The 11958-nt window shown below is 63.5% G+C and carries 10 protein-coding genes and 1 pseudogene; 5 read left to right on the top strand and 6 right to left on the bottom strand.

Going from position 1 to position 11958, the window contains the following annotated elements:
• The 4 genes and pseudogenes from U5A52_RS42435 to U5A52_RS42450 form a co-directional block, all read left to right on the top strand.
• Window positions 1-199, top strand: a pseudogene (locus U5A52_RS42435) (hypothetical protein); the annotation flags it as partial.
• A 138-nt stretch (window positions 200-337) separates the two neighbouring features.
• Window positions 338-1720: a patatin-like phospholipase family protein gene (locus U5A52_RS42440; RefSeq protein ID WP_321940339.1), complete on the top strand. Its 1383-nt coding sequence runs from the start codon at window positions 338-340 to the stop codon at window positions 1718-1720.
• A gap of 88 nt (window positions 1721-1808) precedes the next feature.
• A complete protein-coding gene (locus tag U5A52_RS42445; protein WP_321940340.1) occupies window positions 1809-3380 on the top strand; it encodes an alpha/beta hydrolase in 1572 nt (523 codons plus the stop codon).
• 101 nt (window positions 3381-3481) lie between these two features.
• Window positions 3482-4276, top strand: a complete 795-nt coding sequence (locus U5A52_RS42450) for a hypothetical protein (protein ID WP_321915825.1) — start codon at window positions 3482-3484, stop codon at window positions 4274-4276.
• A 173-nt stretch (window positions 4277-4449) separates the two neighbouring features.
• On the opposite strand, the gene U5A52_RS42455 is transcribed toward U5A52_RS42450, so the two are convergent.
• Genes U5A52_RS42455 through coxB form a run of 4 tightly spaced genes read right to left on the bottom strand, consistent with a single transcriptional unit; the run spans window position 4450 to window position 9360 of the window.
• Window positions 4450-5775, bottom strand: a complete 1326-nt coding sequence (locus tag U5A52_RS42455) for a ferric reductase-like transmembrane domain-containing protein (RefSeq protein WP_321940342.1) — start codon at window positions 5773-5775, stop codon at window positions 4450-4452.
• A gap of 35 nt (window positions 5776-5810) precedes the next feature.
• Window positions 5811-6149 (bottom strand): hypothetical protein, encoded by a 339-nt coding sequence (locus U5A52_RS42460; RefSeq protein ID WP_321940344.1) that lies wholly within the window; start codon window positions 6147-6149, stop codon window positions 5811-5813.
• Complete coding sequence (gene ctaD / locus U5A52_RS42465; RefSeq protein WP_321940347.1) at window positions 6146-8683, bottom strand: cytochrome c oxidase subunit I; 2538 nt, start codon at window positions 8681-8683, stop codon at window positions 6146-6148. Before ctaD ends, U5A52_RS42460 begins: the two co-directional genes overlap by 4 nt.
• The gene (coxB, locus tag U5A52_RS42470; protein WP_321940353.1) at window positions 8680-9360 is read right to left on the bottom strand and encodes a cytochrome c oxidase subunit II; all 681 of its coding nucleotides are present in this window, start codon (window positions 9358-9360) and stop codon (window positions 8680-8682) included. The genes ctaD and coxB overlap by 4 nt, the downstream gene beginning before the upstream one ends.
• Window positions 9361-9417: 57 nt before the next feature.
• Here coxB and U5A52_RS42475 point away from each other — a divergent pair, with 57 nt between their 5' ends.
• A complete protein-coding gene (locus U5A52_RS42475) occupies window positions 9418-9930 on the top strand; it encodes a DUF2231 domain-containing protein (RefSeq protein WP_321940349.1) in 513 nt (170 codons plus the stop codon).
• On the opposite strand, the gene U5A52_RS42480 is transcribed toward U5A52_RS42475, so the two are convergent.
• Together U5A52_RS42480 and U5A52_RS42485 are read right to left on the bottom strand one after the other, a co-directional pair.
• Window positions 9894-10406, bottom strand: coding sequence for a CopD family protein (locus U5A52_RS42480; RefSeq protein WP_321940350.1), 513 nt, complete (start codon window positions 10404-10406; stop codon window positions 9894-9896). The genes U5A52_RS42475 and U5A52_RS42480 overlap by 37 nt on opposite strands.
• Complete coding sequence (locus U5A52_RS42485; RefSeq protein WP_321940352.1) at window positions 10403-11128, bottom strand: cytochrome c oxidase assembly protein; 726 nt, start codon at window positions 11126-11128, stop codon at window positions 10403-10405. Before U5A52_RS42485 ends, U5A52_RS42480 begins: the two co-directional genes overlap by 4 nt.
• Window positions 11129-11958 lie beyond the last annotated feature (830 nt).

The raw sequence follows: 11958 nt of genomic DNA on the forward strand, positions 1-11958 counted from the left end.
TGGCTATCTCGAAGTGCTGATCTCCGAAAACGACCTGTTCTCCGCCGAGCTCACCCTCGCCAGCCTGCAGGCCTCGCGCTATAACCAGGTGATCAGCGTGTATCAGGCCATGGGCGGTGGCTGGGTGGATATCGCCGATTCGCATACGCCCGTGTCCCTGAGCGCCGAACGAAAGGTGAGCGCCGCGCAGGGCAGGTGAATTCACACTGGCTCCCGTGACATGGTCGTGCGTTCATGGAAGTACGCCGTATGGCTCGCCGCCGCGTCGTTGCTATTGCTCTGCGGTTGCGCGACGCGGCCCGTGAACCCGCCGATCATTCAGTACGACCCGCAGCAGTTGAGCCCGTTCGACCGGCTGGAAGGCAACCGGCCCGGCAGGCAGGACATGGTCATTCTGGCCTTCTCCGGTGGCGGAATGCGTGCGGCGGCGTTTTCCTATGGAACGCTGGAGACGCTGCAGCGTATCGAAGTGACGGGCGCGTCGGGCGAGAAAATCCGCTTGCTCGATGAGGTGGATCTGATCACCGGCGTCTCCGGCGGCAGCTTCACCGCGCTGGCGTACGGGCTTTACGGCAAGCATCTGTTCGACTTCTACGAGGACCGCTTTCTCAAGCGCAACGTACAGCGCGAACTCGTCGCCCGGATCCTGAACCCGGTGAACTGGCCCGCGCTGGCTTCCGCGCGCTGGAGCCGCTCCGAGCTGGCGGCAAAACTGTATGACGAAGTCCTGTTCAACAACGCGACATTCGCCGAACTCGAGCGCAAGGGCGGTCCGATGATCGCGGTCAGCGCAACGGAACTGACGACGGGGTCGCGCGTCGTGTTTCTCCAGCAGAACTTCGATGTCATGTGCGCGGATCTCGGTCCATTCAAGCTTTCGCGCGCGGCGGCGGCGTCCTCTGCCGTGCCGGTGGTTCTGGCTCCGATTACGATCAACAACTACGGCGGCACGTGTGGCTACGAGGAACCCGAGTGGAGTCACGCGCTTGCCAGAGCCGGCACGGTGCAGAGATCCGCGAGCCGTATCCTCAATCGACTGCAGGATTTGCGCGAAATCGTCGACTCGACCGAGAACCCGTATTTCCATCTCGTCGATGGCGGCATTTCCGACAATCTGGGGCTCAGGGGCGTGCTGGACTTCATCGGAACATTTGAGGCGCTTCACGAAGCCGGCCAACCCGCGCCGCTCGACAACGTACGCAGGCTGATTATCTTCGTCGTGAACGCGGCGTCGTCGCCGTCGACCAGCTGGAACCTTTCCGAACGTCCACCGGGCGCAATCCGGACGCTTGTCCAGGCTGTCGGCGTGCCGATCGATCGATTTTCCAGCGAATCCGTCGAGCTATTGCAGGACATCAAGGCGCGATGGGCGCTGTTGCGCCAGATCCGCAACTCCGAGGCGTTCAGGGACAACAAGGACCCCGCGCTGGCCCGGGCCGTGGAAGCGCCCGACACCGATATCTATGTGGTCGACGTGTCATTCGATGCACTCGCCGACAAAGCCCAGCGAGACGGCCTCAATCAATTGCCGACTTCACTTGCGTTGCCGGACGAGGCAATCGATCGCTTGCGCAACGCGGCGAGCACGATCATCCTGGCCTCCCCGCAATTCCAGGCCGCCCTCAAGGCGGCAGGGGCGCGCATTGTCGACCCGCCTGAGACTGGCAAGGTCGAACCGGGCGCCGTGCCGGCAAAAAGCAAAAAGGCGGATGCGCCGTAGCAACGCCCGGCGCCCCAGGACGGCGATTCACCGAAAAAAACGCGAATCTCCCATACTGTGTTCTGAAGCTGCTTCCGAGAGAAAACCAATGCTACGCACGTCGCTGAAGGTAATAAAAATAGGTGTGTCGATTCTGGTCGTGCTCGCGCTACTCGCATTGGGATTGCGGGCGTGGTCTTCGCTGCGCGGCCCGGACCTGTCGGTCTGGCACACCTACGTACCGCGCGAGATGACCGTAGAAGAGATGGACGCCGGCGACTGGGATGCGTACATGCGGGAAGAGTCGCGGCTTTTCGAGGATGTGCGCGTCAACGTCGTCGAAAAGGTCAAGGCGTCCGAGCGTGTCCCGTCGAACCGCTACTACGAAGGCTCGCCCATTTATCCAGAGCACTTCGCTCAGGACTGGAACCGCTCGTACATACTCGAACCGTCAGGGCCGCCGGTTGGTGCGGTGGTGCTGCTGCACGGCATGACAGACTCGCCCTACAGTCTGCGGCACATCGCGCGCAACTATCGCGACCGGGGCTTTGTCGCGATCGCCATCCGTTTGCCTGGACACGGAACCGTGCCTGCGGGACTGACCAACGTCACCTGGCAAGACTGGGCAGCGGCAACGCGGCTCGCGGTGCGCGAAGCGCGCCGGCGCGTGGGCCCGGACAAGCCGCTCGAACTGATCGGCTTCTCGAACGGCGGCGCGCTTGCCCTGCAATATGCGATGGACGCCATCGAGAACCCCGCGCTCACGCGTCCCACCCGGCTCGTGCTCATTTCGCCGATGATCGGCGTGACCCGTTACGCGCGGTTTGCGGGCCTCGTGGGCCTACCCGCGGTGTTGCCTGCATTCGCGCGGGCCGCCTGGCTCGGCATCGTGCCGGAATTCAACCCCTTCAAATACAACTCGTTCCCGGTGAACGCAGCGCGTCAGTCCTGGCTGCTTACCAGCACCATCCAGGACCAGATGGCGAGGCTCGAACGCGATAACCGGTTGAGTTCGCTCCCTCCCGTACTGACGTTCCAGTCGGTGACCGATTTCACAGTCAGCACGCCTGCTGTCATGTCGTCGCTGTATGACAAGCTTCCCGCAAACGGCAGTGAAATCGTGTTGTTCGACGTGAACCGCAGCGTGAGCTTCAGAACCTTCCTGCGCGTCGCGTCCTATTCCGCGCTCACGCGGTTGCTGCGCATCGGGCCGCAGAACTATCGCACCACGGTCATTGCCAACGCGTCACAGGATTCGGCTCATACGGTCGAGCGCAGTGTCGATGCCGGCGGTGTGGAAACTCATGTTCGGCCTTTGGAGATCGACTATCCGCCGGATATTTTTTCGTTATCGCATGTGGCGATTCCATTCCCCGTGACGGACGCACTCTACGGCATCAAGCCGGGCGACGACGAGAACTTCAATGTCAACCTGGGTACGCTCGCGCCGCGCGGAGAGCGCGGCACGTTGATTCTGACGCTCGACTCGATGTTCCGGATCGCATCGAATCCGTTCTTCCCGTATCTCCTGCAACGTATCGACGAGGGGATCGGCAAGATGCCCCCTCCTGTTGTCGATTCGCCGAAGCGCACTCACGAGACCGCTGCCGGGAAGCCGGAAGACCCCGCAGAGGAGTTGAAGGAACTCGAGCAGGCCGGCGGCGATTACGACGAGCCGTAACCGATCCCGCCAACCTTGTTACCGGGCCCGGATTGTCCGATCATACGGGGAGGGTGCGCAAGCGCCTGTCGAGTGTGACGTCATACCCGGAGACGAGCTCCGTGAACATTCCCCGATTGCTGCTTGGCAGCATCCTGCTTTTCGTGGTGGGCACGGCGCTGCAGCTGGTATGGCCGCTCGCGCAGCCGGCGTCGTATCACCACTTCGCGGACCAACGCGCGCTGGGCTCGATACCGCATGCGGCGGACGTGCTGTCGAATCTCGTCATTCTGGCGGCCGGGGCCGCCTGCCTCGGCTGGGCGCAGCGAAACGCGTACCCGCAGAATCGGCAGCCGCCAAAATTCCCCGGCATGGTCGTCGCCGGATTCGGGCTCGTGCTAACGGCAATCGGGTCGGCCTACTATCACTGGGCGCCTTCCGACGCGACGCTCGTATGGGATCGCCTGCCGATGACGATCGTCTTCGCCGGCATCCTGGCGATGCTCTGGACGTCGAACACCGGGCAGCGCGTGGGCTGGGTACCGTTGCTGATCATGGTTGCCGTGTCACTAGGCACGATCGCTTACTGGCTCGCGCTCAACAGCCTGTGGCCATACGCGATCCTGCAGTTCGGCGGCCTCATGTTCATCGTCGGCCTGACGCTCACGCGCAAGGTGGACAGCGTGTTGGGCTGGACAATGGTGATCGTTTTCTACGGGGTGGCAAAGATCTTCGAGAGCCTTGACTGGCAGGTGTGGGAGCTCACGCATCATGTGCTCGCCGGGCATGCGCTGAAACATGTGTCGAGCGGCCTCGCCGGTGCCGCGCTCATTCTGGTGGCGAACGCCGCACCGCGCTTCGCGGCAGGCACGGTCGCACCGAACGCAGCGATCGACCATTCCCGCACGCCGCGCTGACGTGTCCGGCCTGCAAAGTTTCCGATAGCCGCCACAATAGCGCTGAATACGAAGCGAAAGTCTACTGCCGCGACGCCACCCGCACGAACGCAAACACGAGTGCGAGCACAACGACAATCACGCCCGTGGCAACGACCAGACGATCGGCTAGCAAGCGGCGCATGGTGGTTCTCCTACACGAAGCTGTAGCGTTCGGAGTGATACCGGGCAATCGGCACCTTCATGTTGCCCAGCGCGGTTTCGATGGCGTCCATCATGACATCCGGCCCGCAAATGAAGTACTCGTGGTCCGTGTACTCGGGCGGCAGGTGACGCCTGAACAGGTCCGCGTCGATGCGGCCGGTTTCGCCGGTCCAGCCCGGGTGCGCCTCCGAGAGAACATAGACGACCTTCAGATCGAGCCGCTCCTTCAACGCGTCCAGCTCTTCGCGAAACGTCAGCGATTCCCAGTCCTTGCTGCCGTAGAGCAGCACCAGCGGACGCTTGTCGCCGCGATCGGCAAGCGTGCGGATCATGCTCATCATCGGCGTGATGCCGATGCCGCCCGCGATCAGCACATGCATATCGGTCGGATTGCCGATCGTGAACGCGCCATACGGGCCGTCGAGATACACGCGCTGCCCGGCCGTAACCGTTTTGACAGCGCTAGTGAAGTCGCCGAGATTGCGAATCGTCATTTCGACGCGCCCGTCCGGCGCCTGGGCGCTCGACGAGAACGAAAACGGGTGCCCGGTGATGCGGAAGGGGCTGGCCCATAGCGTCAGCCAGCCGAACTGGCCCGGCTTGAAACGAAACCCTGCGTGACCTTCGGGCTGCATGACGAGCGTGGTGGTGTCGCCGCGTTCGCTGCGGACCTCGACGACGCGATAGGGCCTGCGCAGCATGAAGAGCGGCTTGACGATGCGCACGTAGAGCAGCAACGCGATCCAGAAGATCGTCATGCCGATCCACAGAATCCGTTTGAACGGATCGGCGAGGTAGAAGCCCCAGCCGACCATGTGCAGCATGCCCGCGCCGATTGCGGTTAGCGCGAGCACGATATGCGACCGATGCCACGTCTCGTAGCGGATTTTCAGCTGCTTGCGCCACAGGGCGGTTACCACGAGCACGACAAGCGCGCCAATCGACAGGACCGCGAAGCGGGCGCCCCAGGGGATATCCCGGATCGAGTCCGGCATCGCGAGCGATTCCGAGCGGATGGCGATCAGGATCAGCGGATGCGCCGCGACGAGACCCACGGCCAGCAGCGAGACACGCCGATGAAAGTGATAGATGACGTCCTCGCCCCACGGTTCAGTGACGTGCCGAAAGCGGGCGGTGAGGCCGAATTGCAGACCCATCATCGCAAGTCCGGAATAGCCGAGCGCAACCGAAAACTCCGTGCCGAAATTGCGCGCGGGAGGCAGATTGCCCGCGAGCAGCGCGAAAAGCGGAGCGAGTATGAAGAGCAGATAGATGGCCGACCAGATGGCTTTGCGCACGAGATCGCGAGCCTTCATGAAACCCCCTCTACGCCAGGTTTGCTACGCACTGCTCAAATGCAGGTGGTCAGCAACAGCGCGGGCCCAAACGTGATGACGGTGGCGGCAAGCGCCGCGATCAAGGTCCAGATGACAACGGTATGCAGGAAGGTGCTGATCGGCTCGGGACCGGGGTCGCGCCGCGCGGCCGCACGGTAGCGCCACAGCCAGCCGATCGCGACGAGGTGCGCGAGCAGCACGATCACGAGGCTCAGGCGCAGCGGGCCTGCCGGCCAGCCGAATGCGCAACCGATTGCGTGCAGCGCATACAGGGTCACGAGCGCAAGACACCAGATCGTGAAGCCGACGGCCAGCCACCACAGCCGCCGTGGTGCAAGCGGGTGCCCGTTCATGGCCGCGCTCCGAGCATCGCGACGAGTCCAGGCAACGCGAGCACGAGGCCGAGCGCGATGATCGCCGTCACCGTTGTGTAGTCGAGCCACAAGCGCGACAGGCGCAGGTCGGTGAATCGCCGCGGGGAGATGAAGCCCGCGCGCAAGCGCAGCAGGTTGCTGACGAGAAAAAGCAGTCCGATGCCGGCATGCAGTGCGATGTAAGCGAGTAGTGCGGCAGCCGTTGCGCCGAGCGCATGCGCGCGCGGATCTGGCGTGACGCCGGAGATCAACGCGACGTCGGCGGCTAGCGCCACCAAAAGTGCGAGTGCGGCAAGCACGATCCAGCCATACGGTTTGCCGCCCGCCGTCGTGGTGCGCAGCGAGCCGCGCGCAGCCGCCGCCGCGACGGCGAGCCCCGCTATCGTGAGGATTACGAGAAAACGGCTCGGCTGCGGCGTCGCGGCAGCGGGCCAGTTTGGCGCGGCGATCCAGAGATAGAACGTACCGAAGATCAGCGAAGTGAACAGGGTGCCGTTCGCGACCAGCGCGCAGACGAGCGCAAGCCACGACGGCGCGCTCGCCACTTCCGTATGCGGCGGCACGCTCACGCCGTGGCCCACCGGCAGCGGACCATAGTCGCGCGGCAGTCCCGCGCGCTGGCCGGCGAAGACGAACATGCCGAACGTCACGAAGGCGAGCCCGGCCGATAGCAGGTAGAACTTGAACAGCATCGCGAGCACCGCGGCGCCCGTTACGAGTGCGGTGAATAGCGGTAGATACGTCGCGTTCGGCAGCACGATCAATTGGTCGGGTTCACCCGACGTCATGTGTACGCCAAGCGTTTCCTGCCAGCCGTTGCGCGTAAAGCCGAGATAGCCTTCACCGCGCGCGAGCGACACCGCAAGCTGGCCCGGGCCGATGCCGTCCGTCTGGGCGCCAACGCGCGGCAGCGAAGCAAACGCGTAGGGCGCGGGCGGGATCTGCATGGCCCATTCGAGCGTCGTCGAATCCCACGGATTGCGCCGCACGCGTCTGCCGAAGCGCAGTTGCACGACGATATCGATCGCCACCAGCGCGAAGCCGATCGTCATGATGAATCCGCCGACCGAGGAGAGCAGGTTGAGCCAGTTCCAGCCTTCGTCGCCGCTATAGGTGAAGATGCGCCGCGGCATGCCGAGCAGGCCGGTCAGGTGCATCAGGAAGAAGGTCATGTTGAAGCCGATGAAGACGAGCCAGAAGGCGGGCAGCGAAAGCCTGTGCACGGCAGTGCGGCCGGTCAGCAACGGGAGCCAGTAATAGAACGCGGCCAGCATCGGAAAGGCAAGGGCGCCGGCCACCACGTAATGCATATGCGCAACGACGAAATAGGTGTCGTGCGCCTGCCAGTCGAACGGCACGATGGCGAGCATCACGCCGGTCAGGCCGCCCGCCGTAAACACGAAGAAAAAGCCGAAGATGTACAGCATCGGCACATCCCAGCGCGGCCGGCCGTGCGACAGCGTGGCGAGCCACGCGAAGAACTGGATCGCGGTGGGCACCGCGACGATCGCCGAGCCCGCCGAGAAGAACGCCAGCGCCAGATGCGGAATGCCCACCGTGAACATATGGTGGACCCAGATGCCGAAGCTCAGGAACGCAAGCGCGATGATCGCCACCACAATGGTCCGGTAGCCGACGAGCGGATGCCTCGCGAACACGGGGATGATCGTCGAGAGCACGCCCGCCATCGGCAGGAAGATGATGTAGACGTCCGGGTGGCCGAACAGCCAGAACAGGTGCTGCCAGAGCAGCGGATCGCCGCCGCGGCGCGGGTCGAAGAACGGCAGCCCGAACGCGCGCTCGACCTCGAGCATGATCGAGCCGAGGATCAGCGGCGGAAAGGCCACGATCATCATCATGGCCGTCACGAGGATGTACCACGCGAAGATCGGCATGCGGTCCAGCGACATGCCCGGCGCGCGCATCTTGAGGATCGAGACGACGATCTCCATCGCGAGCGAGAGCGCCGATATTTCGACGAAGGTCACGCCGAGCAGCCAGACATCGGCGTTGATCCCCGGCGTATACACGTTGGAACTGAGTGGCGTGTACATGAACCAGCCGCCGTCGGGGGCGACGTGCATGATGAGCGCCACGGTCAGGATCGTGCCGCCGAACAGGTAGCACCAGTAGCCGTAGGCCGTGAGCCGCGGAAAGGCGAAGTCGCGTGTGCCGAGGATCTTTGGCGTGATGTAGACCGCGAAACTTTCCACCATGGGAATCGCGAACAGGAACAGCATCATCGAGCCATGCATCGTGAAGACCTGGTTGTAGGTCTCCGCGTCCATGAAGGCGGCATGTGGGCTCGCGAGCTGCACGCGCGTCAGCATGCCGAGGACGCCCGCGATCGCGAAGAACACGAACGAGGTGATCATCATGCGCATGCCGATCACGGTGTGGTTCACGGAGGAGAGCCGCTGGACACCCGGGCCCGTGGCCCATATGGCGGCCAGCTGGCGGTGCAGCCGCAGCGCGTTCATGCCGTGTGACTCAGGCTCGACCGGCACACTCATTTCTTCACCTCCCCGCTGGCGGCCGCTTCTTTGAGGGCGGCGGAATAGTCTTCGGGACGATCGACGATCACCGAGAAGTGCATGCCCGCATGGCCGAGACCGCAGAACTGGTTGCACAGGCCTTCATACTGGCCGGGCTGATCGGCCTCGACGCGCAGGCGCGTTTCATGCCCGGGGATCGCGTCGATCTTGCCGGCAAGGCGCGGAATCCAGAACGCATGCACGACGTCTTCGCTCGTGACGACGATGTCGACGGGCGTGCCAGCGGGCAGGTGCAGCACGTTCTTCGTTTCGAGGCCGCCCGCATCGGGATAGCGGAAGGTCCAGCTCCATTGCTGCGCAATGGCCTCGATGCGCGGCGCGGTGCGGCCCGGCAGCGGCAGCAGCCGTTCGCCGGCATGGAGCGCATAGCCGATGAGGGGAATCAGGATCACGGCCGGCAGCACGAGGCCGCCCAGCACAATCCAGCGCGCGGGCGACACCCCCGACCCCCAACCCGGTCGCCGGATGACGAGGAAGAACAGCGCGAGCACGAGTGCGAACAGCACGGCCGCACCCACGAGCATGACCCACCAGAGCCCGGCGATCGAAGCCGCGGCAGGCCCGGACGGCGAGAGCGTCGAGAGTGGACCGGCGCAGGCGGACAACGCGGCGACCAATCCGGCTTGGACGAGCACACGCAAGACACTATGATGGCTTGAGGTATCACGCCTTCGTCGCAGGGGGGATTGACCATGGCAAAGAAAGAAGATTCCGGATCTCAAGGCCACAGCGAAGTGATGCTCGAGTTGTTGCGGCTCGATGCAGGCTCGGTCGTCGCGCTCGTCGGTCACCCGATTCACGTGATGATGGTGCACTTCCCGATTGCATTCGTGGTCGCCACACTGGGCGTCGACGTCCTGTACTGGTGGTCGGGCGATCCGTTCTGGGTGAGGGCGGGTCTGTGGGCCGCCGGCTTTGCGTTCTGGAGCGGCGTGGGAGCCAGCATTGCCGGTACGGCCGAACTGCTGCTCGTGCGCGGCATCCGCTTGCGGGAAGCCAGCTGGTCGCATGCCGTGGCAGCCATGACGCTCCTCGCGATCGCGGGCGCCAACTGGGGCTTGCGCCATCTCTATCCCGCAGAGGTGCTGCCGCATGGGCTCGCGCTGTCGGTCCTCGCCACGGTGATGACGGGCTTCGCCGGCTGGCATGGAGGCAAGCTCGTGTTCGATCATGGCGTTGGCATTCTGGTTTCCCCGAAGGACTGATGCAGCCAGCGGGAGAGCCCGCCGGGCTCGAACAGGTGCGGGGCGAACGTGCTAGAGGGGATGTGCGGCTTGGCGAGTACGACCCAGATGATCGCGACGATAACAAACACATAAGCGGTTGCGAGAGCAATCGACGCAAGGCGGCTCAAGTGCCCCTCGGGCAGGAAAAGCTGGTGGAGCACGAGACCGGCCAGGACATGCAGCATCGCCATGATGCCGACGAACACCATCTTCACCGTGAACCATTCAACGAACGTGGCCTGCAGAAAGATCAGTGCCGTGCCGCTTGCAATGGCAACGAAGGCGGCGGGTGAGGTCAGTTCGACATAGACGAGCCTCGTGATGCGGTGCAACCGGTCGAGTTCCGGCCCGACCGGGAGCGTGCGCCGCTGCCAGAACAGGAACGGCAGCACGATGAGGCCGCCCGACCAGATCGCGATCGCGGCCAGATGGATGAACTTCAGGACGGTCGTCACAGTGCGGGCTCCCCGGCGCGCAGCGAGGACCATGCGATCCAGAGTCCAGCGGCGAGATAAGGGATCATCGCGAGCACCCACATCAATAGTCCGGCCAGTTGCTGATCGGCGAGCGGCGTGAGTCCCCACGCGGCCGTGCTGGCGAAATGCACCACGTAGAGCGGACGAGGAGAAAAGACGATCAGGGCGCCGAGCAGGCCCATCTGCCCGATCGTCGTGACCAGCGCCATCAATGCGACGCCGGTCTGGACTTGCGGAGAGAATATGCTGCGCCACATCAACCATGCACTCCCAAGCAGTGTGGCTTGCATCAACCAGTAGGCGGGCACGGTGGCGAGGCCCCACGTATAAAGCCCCGGTGCATGCCAGAGCCAGACGATGACGGCATGTGCGGCGACCACCGGCACGAGAGGAGGCGAGGGAATGCGCCGCAGCGGAAAGGCTCGTGCCAGCAAGGGCGCGACGGCGGCGATGAGGATGATGTGGTGCGTGACTCGCGCCGAGAACAACGCTGACGACAGCGCGCAAAGCGGCGAGACGAATACGACGACCATGAGCGCGAGCGCGAGCCAGGCGGCGCGTGCATCGGCGCTGCGCCCGCGGGCAATGACACATGCCAGAGCCGCAAGCGCGGTGAGCAACAACGGATCGGTGTTCCAGCGCAGCCACAGATCTTCAGGAGTGCCTGCGGGGCCGCAGTAGGCGATCAGTGAAGCTGGCATGACACGCTGCCCTCCGGATCTGAATCGTACTGTAATGTACGTCTAGCCGTTGGTGTGACAAGACCTGCGAGGATGCTCACGATAGTAGCAGACGAAGGCTTCGTCAGCTTCGCCGCGCGGACATTGTCACGTTAGTCCATGCTGTTCCGATGTCGCGAGTAGCGTATGCCGGGGATATTCGGTGCAGGCTGCCCATCGTATGAAGGCCATTCGACGCATGCCGGGCGTGCATCCATTGAAGCTCGTTGATTCTGCTAGCCAGGTTCACAGCATTTGCCAGGCGAACTCATCGATGTCCTAAGTAGAGCGTGCCGTGCTCGGATCGAATTTCATGCTTTATTTAACATAATGCAAATTAGCGAAGTTTTTGATGTGGGTCCCAAGTAGAAATGTCGTGTTCTGGCTATTTAGATGGAATGGTCGCCTCCAGCCTTAGCGGGCCATCCGACGCTACAAACTCGCGTCCAGAGCGTGCAACATTGCTGGTTCGGCAGATCCTGCCGCCAAGAAGAACCAGATGGAACCCACGACCATTGCCATCGACCTGGCAAGCGCGTTTTCCAGATTCACTATGTCGAGCCTAAGACCGGCACGATTCACAGCAAGGCGCTCAAACGCGCCCAGTTCGTACCGTTCTCGCCAACCGGCCGGCGAGCCGTGTCGTCATGGAAGCCTGCGACAGCGCCCATCACTGGGCCCGGGTTCTGGCGCGGCTTTGCGCGAAGTCAACCGGTTCAAGGTCATCCAGGCGGGTGACCACGGCTCAAGCCTGGCCAGGCGGGCGCTTACGATCATCTACCGTGCGTGGCAGCGCACGAATACCAGGATTT

The sequence above is a fragment of the Paraburkholderia sp. J8-2 genome, assembly GCF_905220195.1.
Classification (GTDB): domain Bacteria; phylum Pseudomonadota; class Gammaproteobacteria; order Burkholderiales; family Burkholderiaceae; genus Paraburkholderia.

Excerpts from the sequence above, each read along its gene's own strand:
- U5A52_RS42460 (WP_321940344.1), bottom strand. The coding sequence starts at position 6,149 with ATGAACGGGCACCCGCTTGCACCACGGCGGCTGTGGTGGCTGGCCGTC.
- U5A52_RS42455 (WP_321940342.1), bottom strand. The coding sequence starts at position 5,775 with ATGAAGGCTCGCGATCTCGTGCGCAAAGCCATCTGGTCGGCCATCTAT.
- U5A52_RS42475 (WP_321940349.1), top strand. The coding sequence starts at position 9,418 with ATGGCAAAGAAAGAAGATTCCGGATCTCAAGGCCACAGCGAAGTGATG.
- U5A52_RS42445 (WP_321940340.1), top strand. The coding sequence starts at position 1,809 with ATGCTACGCACGTCGCTGAAGGTAATAAAAATAGGTGTGTCGATTCTG.
- ctaD (WP_321940347.1), bottom strand. The coding sequence starts at position 8,683 with ATGAGTGTGCCGGTCGAGCCTGAGTCACACGGCATGAACGCGCTGCGG.
- U5A52_RS42485 (WP_321940352.1), bottom strand. The coding sequence starts at position 11,128 with ATGCCAGCTTCACTGATCGCCTACTGCGGCCCCGCAGGCACTCCTGAA.